Raw genomic sequence first — 21,057 nt, 5'->3', positions numbered from 1 at the left:
TTCAGAAACGGCAACTTCAGAAACGGCAACTTCAGAAACGGCAACTTCAGAAACGGCAACTTCAGAAACGGCAACTTCAGAAACGGCAACTTTAGAAACGGCAACTTCAGAAACGGCAACTTCAGAAGCAGCAACTTCTAATGAAATAAGTCAGAAGTCGTATGCTGAAAAAAAATATGAGAATGTTCAGATGAATTCAGAACCTACTAATGATAGCAATATCAATAAAGATACGGATAATGATGGGAAATTAACATACTTCAAAGAGGTTAATGGATATGTTCCTAAAATTGATGAGATTATCGAAAAAAATGTTCCAAGAGGTAATGGTGAATGTATAGGTGATAAAATAACGAAGTCTTATACTGATGAAGTTGATTTAAATGCAAAAAGTGTTATGGATACTAACTTAGATGATTATTCTAACAATGGATATCTTGAAAAAGTCAAAAATCCTAACAACCACTCTAGTACTGATAGCTCTAATACTGATGAAGATTTGTATGGACCAGGTAATTTAGAAGTTCAGCATTGGCAAAACGGTCCTAACGACGCTACTAAAACTCAAAATTGGAGAGTTGTATTTGCAACAGACTATGCAATTAATAATGCTGTATTAACTGTAACTTTGCCATATGATAATGTCTCAGTGACAAATGTAACGGACTGGGTTATTAATCGATACTATCCGGCTGTAACAAATAATAACAATATATATACTAATTACTTAGTTCCACTAGACATTTCTTTTAATGGTAATGTTGCTACAATTAATTTTGGAAATATAGTAGGTTACAGTGCTTTTGGTATGATTTTTAGTAAAACATTTGATGTTCCGCAGGATTTTAGTAAAGACTTAAAAGTAACATCGGCAAGAGTAATAGGAACTTGGAAGTCAGATGAATTGAATGCTGATTCAAAATATATAAAATCTTCTAAAACAGAACCTTCAATAATTTGGCAAAACGAAGTATGTCCTATTCCAATTGATCCGGAAACACCGGAAACACCGGAAACACCGGAAACACCGGAAACACCGGAAATACCGGAAACACCGGAAACACCGGAAACACCGGAAACACCAAGTAAAATGAACGTAGCAGAAAATCAAACTAGAATAACCTCATTAAGTAATAAAGTGAACAATAATTTAATAGAAAAAAATACTGTAAAAGCTACTAAATCTCATAATGGTGATACTCTTCCTAAGACAGGAGAAAGTAAGTCAACTATTTTTAGTGTTATTGGAGGGATTATTTTATTAGGTTTTGGTTCAGTAACCATTTTACGAAAAAAATATAGTTTAAAATAACTGCTGATTAGATTGTTCTACACACAATGTTTCAAAAAAAGTTATATAAATTTAAATAGCCTCAAAAGTTAAATTTACAGTTCAACTTTTGAGGCTATTTAGGGTGTGTCTAGAAACTTATTGTTGAGTCAATTTAAAAATAGCTTCCGCATAAACAAAAGACAAAAGTGATTTTGCCAACTTATCATATCGTGTAGCGATACGACGAAAATGTTTGATCTTGTTGTAAAAACATTCTACAAGGTGACGTTCCTTTTAAAGATTCCAATCGATATCCCAAGGTTCCTTAGGGTTCTCTTTAGGTGAATACCCTTCGTGGCGTATGCTTTGTCGACTAGAATGTTGATCCTCGAAAGATCAAAGTTTTTCAATAGCTTGATTGCTGAAACTGCATCATGAGTTTGTCCTTCAGTTAAAAGAAAGACAAGAGGGTTTTCTAGTCCATCCACCAAATTATGGATTTTGGTTGTTTTGCCACCGTGGTAATATCTATGCGTTGGTTTACTCCGCTTAGTACGGCGTTTTTTAGCACCGGCACTATGTTGATGCGCTTTTATTTAAGATGAATCGATACTAATGTTTTAAAATCCTAGCTCGATCTGAAGAACTTGAAAGATAGTCAATAGTACTCCGCTGTCACGCCAATTACAAAAGTGAGTATAGATCGTTTTTCAAGAACCCTAGCGCTCCTTCGGCACTGTACCACTCAGAGCGATTCAAAGAAGTACATTGAAGGCTGTGTGGTTATCTAACTTAGGAGGTTACCCTGTTCGGTAACTTAGAAAGAGCCTGTGCATCTGGTCCCATTGTTCATCGGTAAGTTCGTATTATCGAGTTGGTGTTATCGAGACTTTCACTCCATTTGTTTTTTAGAGGATATAATATTTTGATAGAGTTTTCAGCCACATCCTAATTAATATTCAAGTGGTTATGTGAATGTTTTTGTGTAATAAAAAATGTGTCAAAGGCTAAAATATGTTTTTTAGCTTGATTTTTTTGACAGGAACCTCCACCAAAGAAAGCCTAAATTAAAAATCCCGTCAGAGTTCTCTGGCGGGATTTTGGCGGGGAACCTAATCAAAATAGATCTTTTTTATCCATTCTAAGTGAACTAAAAAGCTGTTAAATCAACATTTTGCAACCAAGTGAGGTTACTACTTTATTCCCACTCCACCGTTGCTGGTGGCTTAGACGTAATATCATACACGATCCGATTGACATGAGCGACTTCGTTCACGATTCGGACAGAAATCTTTTGCAAGACATCCCACGGGATACGAGCGAAGTCAGCAGTCATGCCGTCGATGGATGTTACTGCGCGAATACCGACTGTGTAATCGTACGTACGGCCGTCACCCATCACACCGACGGAGCGGATGCCAGGTAGGACAGTGAAGTATTGCCAGATATCGCGGTCAAGACCGGCATTGGCGATTTCTTCACGAAGAATCGCGTCAGATTCACGGACGATCTCTAGTTTGTCTTCGGTGATTTCACCGATGACACGAATCCCTAGACCTGGTCCTGGGAACGGTTGGCGCCAAACGATGGAATCAGGCATGCCAAGCTGTGTTCCTAATTCACGTACTTCGTCTTTGAATAAGGTATTTAGGGGTTCAATTAATTCGAACTGCATATCTTCTGGTAAGCCACCAACGTTATGGTGAGATTTGATGGTTTGAGCAGTTTCAGTTCCTGACTCGATCACGTCAGTATACAAGGTTCCTTGGGCTAAGAAGGAGATGCCTTCTTTACCAGCCAGTTTGGTTGCTTCGTCATCAAATAGGTAAACGAATTCGTTCCCGATGATTTTGCGTTTTTTCTCTGGATCAGAAACGCCGGCTAATTTAGTTAAGAAACGGTCACGGGCATCGACTTTGATGATGTTTAGGCCGAATTTTCCGCCTAGAGCATCCATTACTTGTTGGCCTTCGTCTTTACGTAATAGACCGTGGTCAACGAAGATCGAAGTTAATTGATCACCAATGGCTTTTTGTAAAAGGACCCCAACAACAGAGGAGTCCACACCGCCGGATAGGCCAAGCAAGACTTTTTTGTCGCCGACTTGTTCACGGATTCTTGCGACTTGCATATCGATGAAGTTATCCATCGTCCAGTCGCCTTTACATTGACAAACATCAATGGCAAAGTGACGTAGCAATTCGTTACCGTATTCTGAATGGCGAACTTCTGCGTGGAATTGGATACCGTAGATGTTGCTGTTTTTGTTTTGAATTGCGGCAATTGGGCAATCTTTGCTAGTGCCGACTTTTTCGAAGCCATCAGGCACTTGTGTGACTAAATCGCCGTGGCTCATTAAAACCGTTTGTTCTTTTGGCGTACCGGCAAATAGCACGGCATCATCAGAAACGATTTCTAAGGTTGCTTGTCCGTATTCACGGTTTTTAGCGGGTTCGACTTTTCCGCCTAAGTTATAAGTAATTAGCTGCATCCCATAACAGATACCTAAGATTGGAATACCTAGTTCAAAGATTTTAGGATCAATGGAGAAGGCTCCTTCATCATATACGCTGTTTGGTCCGCCGGAAAGGATGATTCCTTTAGGATTGATGGCTTTGACTTCTTCAGCAGTGATCCGGTGGCTCATAAGCTCTGAGAAAACACCAAATTCACGAATACGACGAGTGATTAATTGGTTATACTGACTACCATAATCAAGTACGATAATTTTTTCTACGTTGGTCATTTCGGTAGAAACGTTGGTCACAATTATTACCCCTTTTCAAGTTTTATTATAAAAGAAAGCACGCTTTCTTTATAAGCTAGTATTTGCGCAAATAGATCTCATCAATGATGTGATGCTTTGCCTTGTGCAAGATAATATCAGCTCGGCCACGAGTTGGCAAGATGTACTCTTCCAAATTCTTCAAGTTGACATTTTTCCAAACATCTTCTGCCATGGTTAGGGCTGTTTGGCGGTCACCAATAGCGTATTGGTAGTAATAGTTTTCCGGTTTTTTAAAGGCTGTATCTAGCAAGGACTCGAAGCGTTCCAAGTACCAGCGTTCGATCATCTTAGGCTCCGCGTCAACAAAGATCGACAAATCGAAAAAGTCGCTGACGTAGATTTGCTGGTTGGCTGGCAGCTGCAAAGTATTGATCCCTTCCACAATCAAAATATCAGGAGAATCGATCGTCTCGAATTCACCGTCAACGATGTCATACACATCATGGGAATATTTTGGGATGTGGATATTTTCTTTACCGGACTTGACTTCATTTAAGACGTCGATCAATTTTTCCATATCATAGCTTTCTGGAAAACCTTTGCGGTCCATAATACCACGTTCTTCTAACACAGCGTTGGGATACAAAAAACCATCGGTAGTGATCAATTGAACGGTTTGATGTTTGAATAAGCGGTCCAACAGTGTCTGCAATAAACGGGCAGTGGTACTTTTGCCAACCGCCACACTACCGGCGATGCCGATAATGAAAGGTGGCATTTTTACATAGCGATGTAAAAATAAACCTTTGCTTAGTGTCAGCGATTCAAAATCCTTCATATATAAATGGATTAGGTGACACAAAGGTACATAAACGTCCTCCACGTCTTTCATGGAGATACGGTCATTCAAACTTTTGATACTGTCTAACTCAGCTTGGGTTAGTGGTGTGTTTCCAGGTGTATAAAAATCTTGCCAATCATCCCGGGCAATCCGAAAATAGTTCCCTCTTTCGTTCATAACAGTCTCCTTATTTAACTTAAGGTATGGATGCCGTAGCATAGCTTTTTGTTCTAGGCTGATCCTACAAACAAATCCTTTTTAAAGGAAAGGATTTTCAAAAAATTGTAGGATAGAAGGGATCGCTGACATCCGTTAATAGCTGGGCTTATTCTAACATAAAATCGCGCTAGATAGCGCTCCTTAACGAATAAATCCGAATAATTTCAGCTATAAGAAAGGTTATACGTCATTTTAGCCGAAAAAAACAGTTAAAAGCTATCGGAATGATAGGAGTTTCATTTGTTTCTTAGATTTGAAAACAGAAACCGTCCGTCAATCAGCGAAAAACGAATTTGTTTCACGCTATTTATCAGATTAATTTCATCGTTTCATGCTATGATAAGGAAGAAGTTCTATCAAAGAATAGTTGTTTTAACTTATATTTAAAAACAAAAAGGAGTGGGAACTATGAAAAAAATCGTTTTATTTGGCGACAGCTTATTGACTGGTGTGATGAATGGCGAAACTAGCGATATTTTAGATACGTACATTATTGATGAATTAACGGAGATGGATTTCCCTGGTTATAGTTTAGTAAAATTAGGCAAACGCGGTGAGTCTTCTTCGGATGGCTTGGCGCGAATCAACGAAGCCGTTGAAGCGGAAGGCGACTTTGTGGTTATTTCTTTCGGAACCAATGATTCATTGAAACAAAAAAATCCTGTTGATGTTTTCGGGGACAATATCGAAGAAATGCTAGAATCTTTTGATGCGTCAAAAGTGATCTTACTGACTACCGGCTATATCAATACCGATATCATGACTGAAGGGGACAATGAACGGCAGCAGCTTTATGCTGAAAAAGCGAAACAAATCGCTGAAAAAGTCGGAGTAAATGTGATTGATCTTTACCATCATATGACCGTTTATCCAAAACCCAAGGAATTCGTCCAAAAATTTGATGGTATCCATCCTTCAGAGGAAGGCTACCATTTCTTAGGTGCGTTGATCGCCCGTGATATCAAAGAAAAATTATTAGCAGAAGGGTAAGAGCATGGCAAATCATTATTATTCAGAAAATCCGGAGACGGCCCACGATTTACACCAATGGTCGTTTGAATTAGCCGGAAAGAATTTTCACTTTGTAACCGATAGTGGCGTCTTTTCACGTGATACCGTAGACTATGGTTCTCGCGTCTTGATCGAGCATTTTACAGCAGCTGATCTGCCAGAAGGCACCTTGTTAGATGTAGGCTGCGGGTATGGTCCGATCGGTTTAGCATTGGCTTACCAAACACAGCGTCCTGTAGAGATGATTGATGTGAACAATCGCGCAGTGGAATTGGCACAAAAAAACGCGAAACATAATGGCATCGAGGCGGATATCCACCAGTCAAATATTTACGAGACCTTGCATCAAAAAGAATACGCGGCAATCATCAGCAACCCGCCAATTCGAGCTGGAAAAAAAGTGGTGCATCAAATGTTAAGCGATGCGGAACCCTTATTAAAAGTTGGCGGCAGCTTGACCATTGTGATCCAAAAGAAACAGGGCGCCCCTAGCGCGAAAAGTAAAATGGAAGAGGTCTTTGGCAATGCCGAGATTGTGGCAAAAGACAAAGGCTACTATATCATTCGTAGTGTGAAGGAATAACGAAAAACTTGTAAGCAGCAATAGTGTGCTTACAGGTTTTTTTGTGAAATGAACATTTAGCAAATTGCTTACTGTAAAAGAATGATTAACTAATGAGTAGTTTTTCTATTCTACAATTGAAACTCACTAGAATGGAAAAGGCTTGCAGAAATGATTGAAGAAACATACAGAGTCGCCAATGCGGTGACGCATGTCTTAGGACTTGACGCAGTTGCCGAAACGACCTTGAACCAACCAGAAATCGGCGGCGGGAAAAAATTAGTTTATACTCACAAACAAGCAGACTTAACCAAACTTTCCGATGTTTCAGCAGATTCAGAGCTAGGGAGAATTTTAGCGAAAACAGACGGGATTTGGAGTCAAGCTGCTGAAAACTATGTATTGAAAAACTATCCTGAAATTAAAAAAAACATCGTGGAGTGCATCAACTCCACGATGTTTTTTACTATAAAGAAAGAATAAAATTTTCAATTAAATAAATCGCTTTGCAGCAAGTATATCCACGTCTGACTTCATGAACTAGCGTTATCGGTAATAAGCAAAACGATGTCGAAATTTGAGAAGCGGTTTAGAAATCATTTGGTCTTATTGCTCAGCTGAATTCTAATTAGAAAATCATTTTTCTAATCTCAATAAAGCGAGCAGAAAAACTGGCAATAAGCTAAGGGAGTTTGAGAAAGCTTTTTTCCCTTTTTTTTATAGATTACTTTTCAAAAATTGAAGGGTTGGTTGATAGGCGATATCTGCGTAGCCTTCACCATGCACCGTGCCGGTGATCAATTTATTCTCACTAGGAACACCCACTTCGGCCAAAGCTGCTTGCAACTGGTAGACACCGGATAATGGCACTAATTCATGCAAAGAGTTGGCGATGAATAAAGGGCCACTTTTACTTGAGACACGCTGCAAAGGATCGGCTTGTTTTAGCAAATCCATGTCTTGGTTCACGTAATTTAAAATGAACCATTTATAAAAGGCATCATTGGCACCATCTTGATCGATTTTGCCACTTGCTTGTTTGTCAAAATCGGGCTTTTGATTCATAGTGGCGACAACTTCGGGATGTTCTTGGACCCAGGGGTAAAGATCGATGATTCCTGACCACGAAGCGGCAGGAATGCCTCTTTGTAGAGCCAATTCAATGGCTAAATTACCGCCGGCAGAAGAGCCAAGTGCGGTGATTTTATCTTTTACAGGATAGTCACTAGCAGCTAACCAGTCGTAGACCGTTAATAAATCTTCCATGGCTGCTGGAAAAAGATGATCGGGAGCTAAGCGATAATTCGGTGCCACCACCAAAAAGCCGTCTGCGGTTAAACGTTCCGCTAAAGCCTGCTCTTTCGCCTTGTCTCCGCGGAACCAACCACCACCGTGAATTAAAATAATAGCTGCCTCGATTGTCGCTGGTTCATAAATATCTAAGGTCAATTGATTTTTTTCATCATACACCACATCATTGATCATCTTGCTTCACTCCTTTTTAGATCAAATCATTTTCTTTTGTTGGCTGAGGCTGTTGCTGCTTTAATTCATCTAAAATGGCTAACAGCTTTTGTTGAGCCAACTCGTATTGATCAATTTGATCACCAAACGCTTGATTAAAACCAGTTAAGCCATCTTTGACAAAGGCATACTCGTAGTGATAGACCGTATCATAGGCTTTGGTAAAACGTTGTAGCAAGTCGGTTTGCGCGTCTAGTTGCAATGCCATTTGAATCACACGGAAATCCGTGTAGGCTAGTTCAAATTGGATCGCCCAGATGCGGAGAAAATCGTGTTGATTCTTAATGTGCAGAAAATGGTGTTCTGTCGTCCAAGCTAAATTATTAATCGCGCCTAAAACATCAAGCATTTTTCTCACCTGCCTTCTTATCTCGTATGATTTAAATCTACGCTCTTTTTTTCATGAATCAAGTAAGTCGTCTCGGCTTTTAGTGAAAAAGTCTTTCTTTCTATTTTTTCCTTTGCTACACTTAAAAAAAATAGTGAGAGAAGGTCCACCATGAAGATCACCATCAGAGAGATCGCTGAAATGGCCGGTGTTTCAGTAACGACAGTGTCGCAGATTTTGAATAATAAGGGGAGTCGATTCAGTGAACAGACTCGCAAGAAAGTTTTGGCGATCGTAGAAGAGCATCAATACAAGCCAGATTTTTTTGCGGCGAATTTGATCAATCGTCATTCCAAAACGATTGGTATGATTGTTCCTGATGTTACCGATTTTTTCTTTTCGAAAGTTATCGAAGGCGTGGAAAGTTATCTGAATCCGTTAGGGTACATGATTATTTTATGTAATTCCCGCCATGATCAAGAGCAAGAAAAACGTTATTTGAATGAACTGTCTCATCGCTCAGTGGATGGTATTTTATTAGCTACACCTTACCAGTTGGAAGATGAACACAAGCTGGGGAGTGATTTTTATCGGCGACATCCGATGGTCTTAATCGACCGTGGGCTGAATGACCGCGATTGGGGTCAGTTATTGGTGGAAGAATATGCAGGTGCGCAAGAGGTACTACGGATGCTAGTGAAACAAGGGCATCGCCATATCGGCATGCTGAAGGAAAGCCAAGGATATTATCAATTGACGGAGCGGGTTAAGGCGTATCGCCAAGTAATTTTTGAATCTGGCTTGCCTTTTGATGAAAGTTATATTTGTTCGGGTGAGCTGACTCTGGCTGGCGGGTATCATGCGACGAAAGAAATGTTAAAAAATGAAAAAATCACGGCGATTTTTTGTGGGACAGATGAAATGGCGCTGGGCTGTTATCAGGCGATCTATGAAGCGGGCTTGAGAATTCCTGAAGATATCTCCGTGGTTGGCTTTGATGGACTAGAGGTTAGTAAGTATATGGTGCCACCATTAACGACGGTTTTTCAACCTAGCACAGAAATCGGGTTTTCCGCGGCGAAGTTTTTAGTTGATGCAATTAATTTTCCTTCTCAGCGAATTCCGAATAAAATTTTCCAAACTAAATTAATTATTCGTGAGAGTGTAAAAACTTTAGGTCAGGGTTGACAAGTGGTTTGTCAGCCGTTATAGTAACAATGGTAGCGATAACAGAAAGCGCTTCTTCGTTAAGTAAACTGTTTTACTAAAGTGATTTACCTTTCGCTATTTTATTGTATAATGACTTTGAAGCTTGGAGGAAAACCTATGAGAATGGTAGATTTGATAGAGCGAAAGAGAGATGGCAATTCTCTGTCGAAAGCAGAAATTGAGTTCATTATTGAAGGCTACACAGATAACAGTATCCCTGATTATCAGATGAGCGCATTATTGATGGCAATTTTTTATCAAGACATGACTGACGAGGAAATTTCTTATTTGACGCTAGCGATGGCAAATTCAGGTGAAATCATTGATTTGTCTTCCATTGAAGGAATCAAAGTGGACAAGCATTCAACCGGCGGTGTCGGTGATACGACTACGTTGGTTTTAGCTCCCTTAGTTGCAAGCGTTGGTGTTCCAGTAGCAAAAATGTCTGGTCGCGGTTTAGGCTTCACTGGTGGAACTTTGGATAAATTCGAATCGATCCCAGGATTTAAGATCGAATTATCTGAACAAGAATTTATTGATATTGTGAACAAAAGCAAAGTTGCAGTGATTGGCCAATCAGGTAATCTAGCACCAGCTGACAAGAAGCTTTACGCGTTGCGTGATGTGACAGCGACAGTTGATTCGATCCCATTGATTGCCAGCTCGATCATGAGTAAGAAAATTGCTGCAGGAGCAGATGCAATCGTCCTAGATGTGACGACTGGTGAAGGAGCCTTCATGAAAAATCTGGAGGATGCCAAACGTTTAGCTAAAACGATGGTGCGGATCGGTAAATTAGCTGGCCGTCAAACGATGGCGGTTATTTCAGATATGTCTGAACCTTTAGGTGAAGCAATCGGAAACAGCTTAGAAATCGTCGAAGCAATTGATACACTAAAAGGAGCTGGACCAAAAGATTTAACCGAGATGTGTTATGTCCTAGGAAGTCAAATGGTTGTTTTAGCAGGAAAAGCAGAGACACTCGAGGATGCTCGTGAAATGCTGGAAGAAGCCTTGCATTCAGGGAAAGCGTTAGAAAAATTCCGTGAAATGGTCAAGAATCAAGGCGGCGATGTGTCCGTGATTGATCAAACGGAGAAAATTTTGACAGCCGAGTATGAGAGTGAATTGCCAGCCAAGACCTCTGGGTATGTTACCAAGCTGGTGGCGAATGAAATCGGCATTGCAGCGATGCTTCTAGGTGCGGGACGCAAAACAAAAGAGGATGACATCGACCATGCGGTAGGAATTAAACTGCATAAGAAAATTGGGGACAAAGTGGCTAAAGGAGAGTCGTTATTGACTATTTATGCCAATTCAAAAGAAATCTCTGAGGTAGAAAATTTACTTTATCAAAATATTGTGATTGGTGATACACCAGAAGAACCGATTTTGATTCATGATGTCATTACTGAATAAGTATTTAAAACTTTTTTATAACAAGAAAGAATATATTATAATAAGAAGAAGTGGGGAATAATAATGGAAATCAATCGTATGATCGACCACACGAACTTAAAAGCAGATGCAACAAAAACAGATGTAATGAAAATTATCGAAGAAGCAAAAAAATATCGTTTCTATTCTGTTTGTATCAATCCAACTTGGGTAGCATTGGCTGCTAAAGAGTTACAAGGTGAACCAGTTGCAGTATGTACAGTAATCGGATTCCCTTTAGGTGCGAACACAACAGAAACAAAAGTCTTTGAAGCAACGAATGCTATCGAAAACGGTGCAGCCGAAGTCGACATGGTCATCAATATTGGCGAACTAAAAGGCGGCAACGATGAAAAAGTTCAAAAAGATATCGAAGCAGTCGTAACGGCAGCAAAAGACAAAGCATTGGTCAAAGTGATTATCGAAACGTCTCTATTAACAAATGAAGAAAAGGTCAAAGCCTGTGAACTAGCAAAAGCAGCTGGAGCGGACTTTGTCAAAACATCAACTGGTTTTTCAACTGGTGGCGCGACTGTTGAAGATGTCCGCTTGATGCGTGAAACAGTCGGACCTGAAATGGGTGTTAAAGCTTCTGGTGGAATCCACAATGCTAAAGAAGCAGAAGCAATGATCGAAGCCGGTGCGACTCGTCTAGGTGCGAGCTCGGGTGTTGCAATCATGAACGGTCTTTCTGGAACGGGTTACTAGTCGTTAGTTTTACGATTGATTAGCGAAGTAAAATGGACATGCTTTTCAAATTGAAAGGCAGAGGTAAATGTAGGAGGCAGTTCATATGAGCAAACAAGAATGGATCGACATTGCTGTCGATGCGCTGGACAAAGCATATGTTCCTTATTCACACTTTCCAGTTGGCGCTTGTTTAGTAACAAAAGAGGGTAAAACTTATCAAGGATTGAATATCGAAAATGCTTCATACGGATTATCGAATTGTGCTGAGCGAACAGCCTTTTTCAAAGCCGTATCAGAAGGTGAACGAGCATTCAGTCATTTAGTCATTGCTGGGCACACACCAGAACCGATTTCGCCGTGCGGCGCTTGCCGCCAAGTCATGGCAGAATTTTGTGACCCAGAAATGCCGGTAACCTTAGTCGGTGATAACGGAGTCGTGAAAGAAATGACCGTTGAAGCGTTACTGCCATATATGTTCACTGAAAAAGATCTATAAACCATGTTCAATTCAGTCGTAGGACTGTTGAAAAAAAACCAAAATTTAGGGGGCTTTACAGAAATGAAAAAAGCAAAATTATTTGGTCTTGGCGCCGTAGCAATGGCATCATTGCTAGCTTTAGGAGCATGCGGAGGCGGAGGCGGCGGTACAACTGATTCATCAGGTGGATCTGCCAAAGAAGATGCAAAACACAGCGTTGCGATCGTAACAGATATCGGTGGGGTGGACGACCGTTCATTTAACCAAAGTGCTTGGGAAGGTCTTCAAGCTTGGGGTAAAGATCACGATATCAAAAAAGGCAATGGCGGCTATAACTATATCCAATCAAACGATGCTTCGGAATACGAACAAAATATCACACAAGCTGTAACAAATGGGTTTAAAACAGTCTTTGGTATTGGTTACTTATTAGCTGATCCAATTTCTGCAGCAGCAGATCAAAACCCAGATACAAACTTCGTTATTATCGATTCAGTGATCGATGGCAAGAAAAATGTTGCCTCTGCAACCTTTAAAGATCAAGAAGCAGCTTACTTAGCAGGTGTTGCGGCAGCTGAAACAACAAAATCAGACAAATTAGGCTTTATCGGTGGTGAAGAAGGTGCCGTTATCGACCGTTTCCAAGCTGGTTTTGAAAAAGGCGTAAAAGACACTGCTGATAAATTAGGGAAAGACATTTCTGTAGATGTACAATATGCGGCATCATTTGGTGATCCAGCTAAAGGGAAAGCTCTAGCAGCGAATATGTACAACAGCGACATCGACATTATCTATCATGCTTCAGGCGGTACAGGCCAAGGGGTCTTCTCAGAAGCGAAAGCACGTAACGAAAAATTAGATGAAGCCGACAAAGTTTGGGTTATCGGTGTAGATAGCGACCAACAAAAAGAAGGTAAATACAAATCTAAAGATGGCAAAGACAGCAACTTCTGTTTAACTTCAACACTTAAAGGTGTAGGCGCAGCTGTACAAGATATTTCTACTCGTGCGTTAGAAGATAAATTCCCTGGCGGCGAACACTTATCTTATGGTTTGAAAGACGGCGGTGTTTCTCTAACTGACGGTTTCCTTTCTGACAAAGCTAAAGACGCTGTTAAAGAAGCAAAAGACAAAGTTTCTGCTGGCGACATTAAAGTACCAGAAACGCCTGAAAAATAATTCAGGTTAAGGTTCGAACAGAAACTGCTTCTGTTCCACCGGTTGACCATAGCTCCAATAGGGGAGCTATGGTCCTCTTTTAAAATAAGCCTTCTTTTTTTAGCCAAGTTTTGACTCAGGTCAAGTTTGGCTAAGGGAAGAACGCCCTTAACGTTGCAATGTTTTTTAGGCTTAAAAAGCGATAGGATGTGAAAAGAAAGTGACAGAAGAACAAAATGTCATTGAAATGCGTAATATCACCAAACAATTTGGCACGTTTAAAGCAAATGACAACATCAATCTACAAGTCAGAAAAGGTGAGATTCATGCACTTTTAGGCGAGAATGGTGCCGGTAAATCGACACTAATGAATGTTTTGTCAGGTCTATTACAGCCAACTTCTGGTGAAATTTTGATGGATGGTCAAAAGGTTGATATTTCAAGTCCAACGAGAGCGAATCAATTAGGGATCGGAATGGTCCATCAGCATTTCATGTTAGTGGATGCCTTTACCGTTACAGAAAATATTATTCTAGGTAGTGAACCTAACAAAGGTGGCATACTAGACAAAAAAGAAGCTAAGGCAGAGATCGTACGTTTGTCACAAGAGTACGGCTTGAAGGTTGACCCGGATGCATATATACGTGATATCTCAGTCGGGATGCAGCAACGGGTAGAAATTCTGAAAACTTTATATCGCGGCGCGAATGTGTTGATTTTTGATGAACCGACGGCGGTCTTGACACCCCAAGAAATCGATGAATTGATTAGTATTATGGGTGGTTTAATTCGTGAAGGTAAATCGATTATTTTGATCACTCACAAGCTAGATGAAATCAAAAAAGTTGCCGATCGTTGTTCCGTTATTCGTCGAGGACAATACATTGGAACAGTTGATGTCAAAGATGTCAGCTCGCAGCAATTAGCAGATATGATGGTGGGTCGGTCTGTTTCATTTAAAACGGATAAAATCGCGGCGACACCAGGTGAAGTGGTTCTTTCAATCAAAGATTTAGTCGTAAAAGAAAGCCGCGGCCTAGAAGCTGTTAAGCACTTATCATTAGATGTTCACCGTGGCGAAGTGGTAGGGATTGCCGGCATCGATGGCAATGGTCAAACGGAATTGATCCAAGCCTTAACGGGCTTACGCAAAGTCGAAAGCGGAACAGTCACTATCAATGGAAAAGATGTGACCGGAAAAGCCCCTCGACATATAACTGAGACCGGTGTGGGGCACGTGCCGGAGGATCGTCACAAATATGGACTGATCTTACCGTTGCCATTATCAGAAAATATCGCATTACAGTCTTACTACCATACACCATTTAGTAAAAATGGTATTTTAAATTATGGAGAGATCGATCGTTATGCGAAACGCTTGATCGAAGAGTATGACGTACGGACGACTAGCGAGAAGGCACCAGCTGCCTCACTTTCAGGTGGAAATCAGCAAAAGGCAATTATCGCACGAGAAGTTGACCGTGATCCAGATCTATTGATCGTCTCACAACCAACTCGTGGTCTTGACGTGGGTGCGATTGAATACATTCATAAGCGGTTAGTTGAGCAGCGTGATAAACAAAAAGGGGTATTACTTGTCAGTTTTGAGCTAGATGAAATTTTGAATGTCTCTGACCGAATCGCGGTTATCCACTCAGGTGAGATCGTTGGGATCGTAAACCCGAAAGAAACTTCTGAAAATGAACTGGGTCTGTTGATGGCCGGGTATAGTTTAGAAGAAGCGCGAGCAGAATTAGCAAAGGCTGGTGAGACAAATGAATGATCGCTCAGAGCGTATTAGAAATATATTGGTCCCAATTATTTCAGTTATTCTAGGATTTATTCTTGGGGCTATTTTAATGGCGGTGTTTGGTTTTAACCCAATTGAAGGGTATAACGCCATGTTTAGTTCGGCTTTCCAAAGTAAAATGTCGATTGGTGAGATTTTAGTTGGCGCAGGACCATTGATCTTTACCGCGTTAGGCTTCTCAGTGGCTAACTCAGCAGGGTTCTTCAATATCGGGCTTTCTGGTCAAGCATTATGTGGTTGGGTGGCAAGTATCTGGGTGGCGTTAAGCATGCCGGATTCACCGAAAATTATCGTGTTACCATTAGCAATTATTGTTGGTGCTTTAGCCGGTGCGGCTGCTGCAGCAATTCCTGGTTTGTTACGGGCGTTCTTTGGAACCAGTGAAGTAATTGTGACGATCATGATGAACTATGTCATTCTTTATGTAGCCAATCACATCGTCAATCACGTAATGTCGCCAGACGTTATTGCTAACAAAGGGGTCACAAAAGCAGTTGGCTTAAATGCCTCGCTACGTGAACCGTGGTTGACTGAATTATTTGGTGGCTCGCGAGTCAATATGGGTATTATCTTGGCACTCGTTTTCTTAGTGGTTGTTTGGTTCTTAATGAAACGCACAACATTAGGTTTTGAAATTCGGTCCGTTGGGTTGAATCCATTCGCTTCTGAATATGCCGGAATGAGCAGCAAACGTACGATTGTGATTTCAATGATCATTTCTGGCGCACTAGCTGGTCTGGGCGGTGTCGTTTATGGATTAGGAACCTTCATGAACTATTTTGTTCAAGGTTCTTCTATCAGTATCGGGTTCGACGGGATGGCCGTGTCATTATTAGGAAACGGCAGCTCGATTGGAATCCTATTATCAGCATTATTATTCAGTGTGTTAAAACTTGGCGGACAAGGAATGCAGTTCTCTGGAATTCCTAGTGAGTTAGCCAATAGTGTTATTCCTTTGATTATTTTCTTCGTAGCGATTAATTATATCGTTCGAGTAGGGCTTGCGAAAGTCATGGGCGGCAAAAAAGAAGTCGCGACTGTTCAAAAAGTGGAAAGTGCTCCGAATGATGAATCTGAAAAAGGGGGCAAAGTCTAATGAATATGGATTTGTTAGCGTCAATTATTGCTCAGACACTCGTGTATTCTGCACCTTTGATCTTAACCGCGCTTGGCGGAGTATTCTCCGAACGCAGCGGGATCGTTAACGTTGGTTTGGAAGGGATCATGGTTGCCGGAGCTTTCAGTTCAGTCGTTTTCAACTTAGCTTTTGCGGATCAGTTTGGGGCTATGACACCATGGCTTGGTGTGTTAGTCGGCGGATTAGCCGGGATGGCCTTTTCATTGCTGCATGCCGTAGCCACAGTCAACTTCCGTGCGGACCACATCATTAGTGGTACGGTGATGAATCTATTGGCTCCGCCGTTAGCGATCTTCTTGATCAAAGTAATTTATGGCAAAGGTCAAACAGATACGATCCAACGACAATTTGGCTACTTTGATTTTCCGGGGTTGAGTAAGATCCCAGTTTTAGGAGAATTGTTCTTCAAAAACACTAGCTTACCGGCTTATTTTGCCATTTTGGTAGCGATAATTTCTTGGTTTGTTATTTTCAAAACTCGTTTTGGGTTACGCCTTCGTTCAGTTGGTGAAAACCCACAAGCAGCGGATACGTTAGGAATCAATGTTTACGCATTACGTTATGCGGGCGTGTTACTTTCAGGATTCCTTGGCGGTATGGGTGGTGCGGTCTTCGCCCAATCAATCGCAGGACGTTTCGCCGCAACAACGATTGCTGGACAAGGCTTTATCTCATTAGCAGCAATGATCTTTGGTAAATGGAATCCGCTTGGTGCGATGGGCGCTGCCGTCTTCTTCGGTTTTGCGCAAAACTTAAGTATCGCCGGATCGAACTTACCGATTATTTCACAAATTCCAGATGTATATTTACAATCAGCACCATATGTATTGACGATCGTCGTACTGGTTCTCTTCTTAGGAAAATCAGCCGCACCAAAAGCCGATGGTGTCAATTACATCAAATCAAAATAATTCTTTTGTTTTTAAAGGGCGGGACTATGGGACAATGTTTCTTAGTCACGCCCTCCTTTTATTATTAGAGGGAACAATAGCTTTCAGTTTACGGAAACGTAAGAACCCAATATACTGGAGCTGGGTTTACCATTTTAGTAAAAGCAATATAGTTAGATTATGAGCGGGTTTCAACTTGTTCATTAAATATAAATTAATAGAAAGAGGGAATAGAAATGTTTAAGCGCATTCACTTAGTCGTTATGGATTCAGTTGGTATAGGGGAAGCACCAGATGCTGATAAATTTGGAGATGTTGGATCAGATACGTTGGGCCACATTGCAAAAGAGGCTGGATTGACGATTCCACATTTAGAACAATTAGGTTTGGGAACGATTCGCCCATTAGCCGGTGTAAAAGATGTTGCAGATCATGATGGCTATGCGACGAAATTAGAAGAAATTTCTGTCGGCAAAGATACGATGACGGGTCATTGGGAGATTGCTGGATTAAACATCCAAACGCCTTTCCGTGTGTTCCCTGAAGGATTCCCGCAAGAATTGTTAGACAAGATTACGGAATTTTCTGGTCGCGGTATTATTATGGGCGCGAATAAGCCTTATAGTGGGACCGAAGTCATTAAAGATTTTGGTGAAGAGCAAATGAAGACCGGCGACTTGATCATCTATACATCAGCTGATCCAGTGTTGCAGATCGCAGCTCACGAAGAAATCATTCCGTTAGAAGAATTGTATAAGATTTGCCAATATGTGCGTGATATTACGAAGGACGATCCATATATGATCGGTCGGATCATTGCTCGTCCATATGTTGGAGAACCGGGCAACTTTACTCGGACTAGCAATCGTCATGACTATGCCCTTGATCCATTTGGTAAAACTGTCTTGGATTCGCTGAAGGACAATGGCAAAGACGTCATCGCTGTTGGTAAGATCAATGATATTTTCAATGGACAAGGAATCACTGCCGCTGTTCGAACAAAGAGCAACATGGACGGTGTCGATCAATTATTGAAAGTGATGAAAGAAGATTTCACTGGCTTAAGTTTTACGAATTTAGTTGATTTTGATGCGTTATTCGGTCATCGTCGCGATGTCGTTGGCTATGCCCACGCAATTGAAGAATTCGATTTACGAATTCCAGAAATTTTGGATGCGATGCAAGAGGATGATCTGTTAATGATTACCGCTGACCACGGAAATGATCCAACCTTTACCGGAACCGATCATACCCGTGAATATGTGCCTTTCTTAGTTTATAGCAAAAAAATGGCGGCTCAAGGAAAATTGCCACAAGGCTATTATTCAGATATCTCAGCAACGATTGCAGAAAACTTTGATGTACCCGCAACTGAAAATGGTGAAAGTTTCTTAAAGCTTTTAAAATAAGAGCCAACTCTTACTAAATTGGTGCAGTTTAGCGGAATGATAGACGTGGTGAACATCAAACTCATTTTTCATTTTTTGAAAAATGAGTCCTTTAAAATGAATTAGGAGGACTTTATGACAGACTTACAAGATAAAATTCAACAGACAGCTAGCTACATTCAAGATAAAGGCGTTGCCGAGGTTGCTTTTGGTTTGATCTTAGGATCGGGGCTGGGGGAACTAGCGGAAGAAATCGAAAATCCAGTGGTGATCCCTTACAATGAAATTCCTCATTTTCCTGTTTCTACGGTAATAGGTCATGCAGGACAATTGGTTTACGGAACATTAGCAGGACAAAAAGTTTTAGCGATGCAAGGTCGTTTTCATTATTATGAAGGCAACCCAATGGAAACGGTGACGTATCCAGTTCGTGTGATGGCAGGTTTAGGAATTCATTCAGTCATTGTGACCAATGCAGCTGGTGGCGTAAACGAAGGTTTCCAACCAGGCAATTTGATGCTGATTACCGATCATATCAACTTCATGGGAACAAATCCATTAATCGGACCAAACGATGAGAAAATGGGTCCACGCTTCCCGGATATGAGTGCAGCTTATACAAAAGACTACCAGTCAAAAGCGCAGGAAGCGGCAAAAAAATTAGCGCTTGATTTAAAAGAGGGTGTTTACATGGGCTTTACGGGACCAACTTATGAGACACCAGCAGAGATTCGAATGGCGCGTGTCCTAGGAGCGGATGCAGTTGGTATGTCAACCGTACCGGAAGTTATTGTAGCAGCACACAGCGGGATGAAAGTGCTGGGAATTTCTTGCATCACCAATTTGGCGGCAGGTATGCAAGCAAACTTGAATCATGCAGAAGTCGTTGAAACAACCGAACGGGTCAAAGAAGACTTCAAGAAATTGATTAAAGAAACACTCGCAGTGTTATAGTTCGATAGCAGAAACAAGCATAAATGAATACGAATTAGGATGTCAGTTCCGCTTTTTGCAGTGTACTTGGCTCAAAAAAGAATTTTGTAACTGGGAAAAAGTTGTGTGTAAAGTATAGAGGAATGATATACGTGATGAGGATCAAACTCATTTTTCGTTTTTCGAAAAATGAATCCATTAAAACGAATTAGGATGTCAGTTCCGCTTTTTGCAGTGTACTGGGCTCAAAAAAAGAATTTTGTAACTGGGAAAAAGCTGTGTGTAAAGTATAGAGGAATGATATACGTGATGAGGATCAAACTCATTTTTCGTTTTTCGAAAAATGAATCCATTAAAACGAATTAGGAGGAATAAAATGAGCGTTCATATTGAAGCGAAGCAAGGGGAAATCGCAGATAAAATTTTGTTACCCGGGGATCCGTTGCGGGCGAAATTTATTGCAGAGAATTTTTTAGAAGACGCGAAATGCTACAACAATGTGCGAGGTATGTTAGGTTTTACCGGAACTTATAAAGGGGAACGAGTATCTGTCCAAGGAACAGGAATGGGCATGCCGTCTGCAGGGATTTATGCGCAAGAATTGATCCAATCCTATGGGGTGAAGAAATTAGTTCGCGTGGGAACGTGCGGCGCTTTATCAAAGGACGTTCATGTTCGTGACTTGATTATTGCTCAAGGGGCAGTGACTAGTTCGTCAATGGTAAAAAAACATTTCCCAGATTTCCATTTTGCACCGATCGCGGATTTTGATTTGATGATGAAGGCTTATGAAGTGGCGAAAGAAAAAGATTTTACCACTCATGTAGGAAATGTTTTATCAGAAGATACTTTCTATAAGGATGATATGGATTCAACCTTCAAATTGGCTGAATACGGTGTGATGGGTGTGGAAATGGAAGCGGCGATTTTGTATTATTTAGGTGCGAAGTTCAACGTTCAAGCGCTGGGCATCATGACCGTCAGTGACCATATGATCACAGGTGAAGAAACTACGTCTGAAGAACGTCAGAACACGTTTAAAGATATGATGTATGTCGGGTTGGAAACGATTATTCGATAGGTGTTTTTATTAAAAAAAAACAAAAAAATAGTTTGGTAAGGAAGCCTTTTAATTAAAAAAGGCTTCCTTTTTTTTGAATTATTTATAATTTGTATATAATGATTAAAAGTCCACATTTTTTTATTTTTTTATAAATAAAAAGAATAATTTCTAATTCGTATTGACAAGAATATATAATTGGATGATTATAATAGTTTTAATAATATGATGGAGAAAACAATGACAATTAATTTAATGGAATTCTTGGATGAGTCTGCTCGCTATCGATTAAATATTTTACAAACGCCGATTGTAAAATTAAGCTAGACAAATAAAAAAGTCATTTGTGCTACACTCAAGATAGTTCCCGCAAAAGAATT

21 protein-coding genes are annotated in these 21,057 nt (G+C 40.6%); 16 read left to right on the top strand and 5 right to left on the bottom strand.

Annotated elements, in window-relative coordinates; translation table 11 throughout:
• The coding region (locus FFM67_RS12585; protein ID WP_371851600.1) for a pentapeptide repeat-containing protein at nt 1-141 on the top strand (141 nt) is incomplete at its 5' end.
• A 49-nt stretch (nt 142-190) separates the two neighbouring features.
• A complete protein-coding gene (locus FFM67_RS11870) occupies nt 191-1,312 on the top strand; it encodes an LPXTG cell wall anchor domain-containing protein (RefSeq protein ID WP_371851598.1) in 1,122 nt (373 codons plus the stop codon).
• Between the two features lie 236 nt (nt 1,313-1,548).
• On the opposite strand, the gene FFM67_RS12355 is transcribed toward FFM67_RS11870, so the two are convergent.
• The 3 genes from FFM67_RS12355 to coaA all read right to left on the bottom strand — a co-directional run bounded on the left by FFM67_RS12355 (nt 1,549) and on the right by coaA (nt 5,019).
• Nucleotides 1,549-1,869 carry a transposase gene (locus FFM67_RS12355; protein ID WP_115230821.1) on the bottom strand — a complete coding sequence of 107 codons (321 nt, stop codon included), beginning with the start codon at nt 1,867-1,869 and terminating at the stop codon, nt 1,549-1,551.
• 602 nt (nt 1,870-2,471) lie between these two features.
• Entirely contained in the window at nt 2,472-4,040 is a 1,569-nt protein-coding gene (guaA, locus tag FFM67_RS11855) for a glutamine-hydrolyzing GMP synthase (protein WP_137614757.1), read from the bottom strand.
• Between the two features lie 55 nt (nt 4,041-4,095).
• Nucleotides 4,096-5,019, bottom strand: a complete 924-nt coding sequence (gene coaA / locus FFM67_RS11850) for a type I pantothenate kinase (protein WP_137614756.1) — start codon at nt 5,017-5,019, stop codon at nt 4,096-4,098.
• Nucleotides 5,020-5,469: 450 nt separating this feature from the next.
• On the opposite strand from coaA, the gene FFM67_RS11845 reads away from it, so the two are divergent.
• The 3 genes from FFM67_RS11845 (at nt 5,470) to FFM67_RS11835 (ending at nt 7,117) form a co-directional block, all read left to right on the top strand.
• Complete coding sequence (locus FFM67_RS11845; RefSeq protein ID WP_137614755.1) at nt 5,470-6,051, top strand: SGNH/GDSL hydrolase family protein; 582 nt, start codon at nt 5,470-5,472, stop codon at nt 6,049-6,051.
• A 4-nt stretch (nt 6,052-6,055) separates the two neighbouring features.
• Complete coding sequence (locus tag FFM67_RS11840; protein ID WP_137614754.1) at nt 6,056-6,655, top strand: class I SAM-dependent methyltransferase; 600 nt, start codon at nt 6,056-6,058, stop codon at nt 6,653-6,655.
• Nucleotides 6,656-6,805: 150 nt separating this feature from the next.
• Nucleotides 6,806-7,117: a hypothetical protein gene (locus tag FFM67_RS11835; protein ID WP_137614753.1), complete on the top strand. Its 312-nt coding sequence runs from the start codon at nt 6,806-6,808 to the stop codon at nt 7,115-7,117.
• A 234-nt stretch (nt 7,118-7,351) separates the two neighbouring features.
• On the opposite strand, the gene FFM67_RS11830 is transcribed toward FFM67_RS11835, so the two are convergent.
• Complete coding sequence (locus FFM67_RS11830; protein ID WP_137614752.1) at nt 7,352-8,119, bottom strand: alpha/beta hydrolase; 768 nt, start codon at nt 8,117-8,119, stop codon at nt 7,352-7,354.
• Between the two features lie 16 nt (nt 8,120-8,135).
• Nucleotides 8,136-8,507: a hypothetical protein gene (locus FFM67_RS11825; RefSeq protein WP_137614751.1), complete on the bottom strand. Its 372-nt coding sequence runs from the start codon at nt 8,505-8,507 to the stop codon at nt 8,136-8,138.
• Between the two features lie 150 nt (nt 8,508-8,657).
• Here FFM67_RS11825 and FFM67_RS11820 point away from each other — a divergent pair, with 150 nt between their 5' ends.
• From FFM67_RS11820 to deoD, 11 genes are all read left to right on the top strand, one after another.
• A complete protein-coding gene (locus tag FFM67_RS11820; RefSeq protein ID WP_071862692.1) occupies nt 8,658-9,674 on the top strand; it encodes a LacI family DNA-binding transcriptional regulator in 1,017 nt (338 codons plus the stop codon).
• Nucleotides 9,675-9,812: 138 nt separating this feature from the next.
• On the top strand, nt 9,813-11,114 hold the full coding sequence (locus tag FFM67_RS11815; RefSeq protein WP_137614750.1) for a pyrimidine-nucleoside phosphorylase: 1,302 nt from the start codon (nt 9,813-9,815) through the stop codon (nt 11,112-11,114).
• Nucleotides 11,115-11,177: 63 nt separating this feature from the next.
• Nucleotides 11,178-11,840: a deoxyribose-phosphate aldolase gene (gene deoC / locus FFM67_RS11810; RefSeq protein WP_137614749.1), complete on the top strand. Its 663-nt coding sequence runs from the start codon at nt 11,178-11,180 to the stop codon at nt 11,838-11,840.
• 85 nt (nt 11,841-11,925) lie between these two features.
• Nucleotides 11,926-12,318 (top strand): cytidine deaminase, encoded by a 393-nt coding sequence (locus tag FFM67_RS11805; RefSeq protein ID WP_071862695.1) that lies wholly within the window; start codon nt 11,926-11,928, stop codon nt 12,316-12,318.
• Nucleotides 12,319-12,381: 63 nt separating this feature from the next.
• Nucleotides 12,382-13,479: a BMP family lipoprotein gene (locus FFM67_RS11800; protein ID WP_137614748.1), complete on the top strand. Its 1,098-nt coding sequence runs from the start codon at nt 12,382-12,384 to the stop codon at nt 13,477-13,479.
• Nucleotides 13,480-13,705: 226 nt separating this feature from the next.
• Nucleotides 13,706-15,241 carry an ABC transporter ATP-binding protein gene (locus FFM67_RS11795; RefSeq protein WP_371851599.1) on the top strand — a complete coding sequence of 512 codons (1,536 nt, stop codon included), beginning with the start codon at nt 13,706-13,708 and terminating at the stop codon, nt 15,239-15,241.
• Nucleotides 15,234-16,364 (top strand): ABC transporter permease, encoded by a 1,131-nt coding sequence (locus FFM67_RS11790; protein WP_137614746.1) that lies wholly within the window; start codon nt 15,234-15,236, stop codon nt 16,362-16,364. Before FFM67_RS11795 ends, FFM67_RS11790 begins: the two co-directional genes overlap by 8 nt.
• Nucleotides 16,364-17,317: an ABC transporter permease gene (locus FFM67_RS11785; RefSeq protein ID WP_137614745.1), complete on the top strand. Its 954-nt coding sequence runs from the start codon at nt 16,364-16,366 to the stop codon at nt 17,315-17,317. The genes FFM67_RS11790 and FFM67_RS11785 overlap by 1 nt, the downstream gene beginning before the upstream one ends.
• A 215-nt stretch (nt 17,318-17,532) precedes the next feature.
• A complete protein-coding gene (gene deoB / locus FFM67_RS11780) occupies nt 17,533-18,705 on the top strand; it encodes a phosphopentomutase (protein WP_137614744.1) in 1,173 nt (390 codons plus the stop codon).
• A gap of 114 nt (nt 18,706-18,819) precedes the next feature.
• A complete protein-coding gene (locus FFM67_RS11775) occupies nt 18,820-19,638 on the top strand; it encodes a purine-nucleoside phosphorylase (RefSeq protein ID WP_137614743.1) in 819 nt (272 codons plus the stop codon).
• A gap of 355 nt (nt 19,639-19,993) precedes the next feature.
• Complete coding sequence (deoD, locus tag FFM67_RS11770; RefSeq protein WP_137614742.1) at nt 19,994-20,698, top strand: purine-nucleoside phosphorylase; 705 nt, start codon at nt 19,994-19,996, stop codon at nt 20,696-20,698.
• Nucleotides 20,699-21,057: the final 359 nt, after the last annotated feature.

The organism is Enterococcus viikkiensis (assembly GCF_005405345.1).
In the GTDB taxonomy this organism is placed as follows: Bacteria; Bacillota; Bacilli; order Lactobacillales; family Enterococcaceae; genus Enterococcus_A; species Enterococcus_A viikkiensis.
The sequence above is the reverse complement of the archived record's forward strand: the minus strand, read 5'-3'. Positions and strand labels throughout refer to the sequence as shown.

Excerpts from the sequence above, each read along its gene's own strand:
- FFM67_RS11815 (WP_137614750.1), top strand. The coding sequence starts at position 9,813 with ATGAGAATGGTAGATTTGATAGAGCGAAAGAGAGATGGCAATTCTCTG.
- FFM67_RS11820 (WP_071862692.1), top strand. The coding sequence starts at position 8,658 with ATGAAGATCACCATCAGAGAGATCGCTGAAATGGCCGGTGTTTCAGTA.
- FFM67_RS11795 (WP_371851599.1), top strand. The coding sequence starts at position 13,706 with ATGCGTAATATCACCAAACAATTTGGCACGTTTAAAGCAAATGACAAC.
- FFM67_RS11805 (WP_071862695.1), top strand. The coding sequence starts at position 11,926 with ATGAGCAAACAAGAATGGATCGACATTGCTGTCGATGCGCTGGACAAA.
- FFM67_RS11800 (WP_137614748.1), top strand. The coding sequence starts at position 12,382 with ATGAAAAAAGCAAAATTATTTGGTCTTGGCGCCGTAGCAATGGCATCA.
- FFM67_RS11825 (WP_137614751.1), bottom strand. The coding sequence starts at position 8,507 with ATGCTTGATGTTTTAGGCGCGATTAATAATTTAGCTTGGACGACAGAA.
- FFM67_RS11785 (WP_137614745.1), top strand. The coding sequence starts at position 16,364 with ATGAATATGGATTTGTTAGCGTCAATTATTGCTCAGACACTCGTGTAT.
- FFM67_RS11840 (WP_137614754.1), top strand. The coding sequence starts at position 6,056 with ATGGCAAATCATTATTATTCAGAAAATCCGGAGACGGCCCACGATTTA.
- deoB (WP_137614744.1), top strand. The coding sequence starts at position 17,533 with ATGTTTAAGCGCATTCACTTAGTCGTTATGGATTCAGTTGGTATAGGG.
- deoD (WP_137614742.1), top strand. The coding sequence starts at position 19,994 with ATGAGCGTTCATATTGAAGCGAAGCAAGGGGAAATCGCAGATAAAATT.
- FFM67_RS11775 (WP_137614743.1), top strand. The coding sequence starts at position 18,820 with ATGACAGACTTACAAGATAAAATTCAACAGACAGCTAGCTACATTCAA.
- FFM67_RS11870 (WP_371851598.1), top strand. The coding sequence starts at position 191 with ATGAATTCAGAACCTACTAATGATAGCAATATCAATAAAGATACGGAT.
- FFM67_RS11835 (WP_137614753.1), top strand. The coding sequence starts at position 6,806 with ATGATTGAAGAAACATACAGAGTCGCCAATGCGGTGACGCATGTCTTA.
- coaA (WP_137614756.1), bottom strand. The coding sequence starts at position 5,019 with ATGAACGAAAGAGGGAACTATTTTCGGATTGCCCGGGATGATTGGCAA.
- FFM67_RS11830 (WP_137614752.1), bottom strand. The coding sequence starts at position 8,119 with ATGATCAATGATGTGGTGTATGATGAAAAAAATCAATTGACCTTAGAT.
- deoC (WP_137614749.1), top strand. The coding sequence starts at position 11,178 with ATGGAAATCAATCGTATGATCGACCACACGAACTTAAAAGCAGATGCA.
- FFM67_RS11790 (WP_137614746.1), top strand. The coding sequence starts at position 15,234 with ATGAATGATCGCTCAGAGCGTATTAGAAATATATTGGTCCCAATTATT.
- FFM67_RS11845 (WP_137614755.1), top strand. The coding sequence starts at position 5,470 with ATGAAAAAAATCGTTTTATTTGGCGACAGCTTATTGACTGGTGTGATG.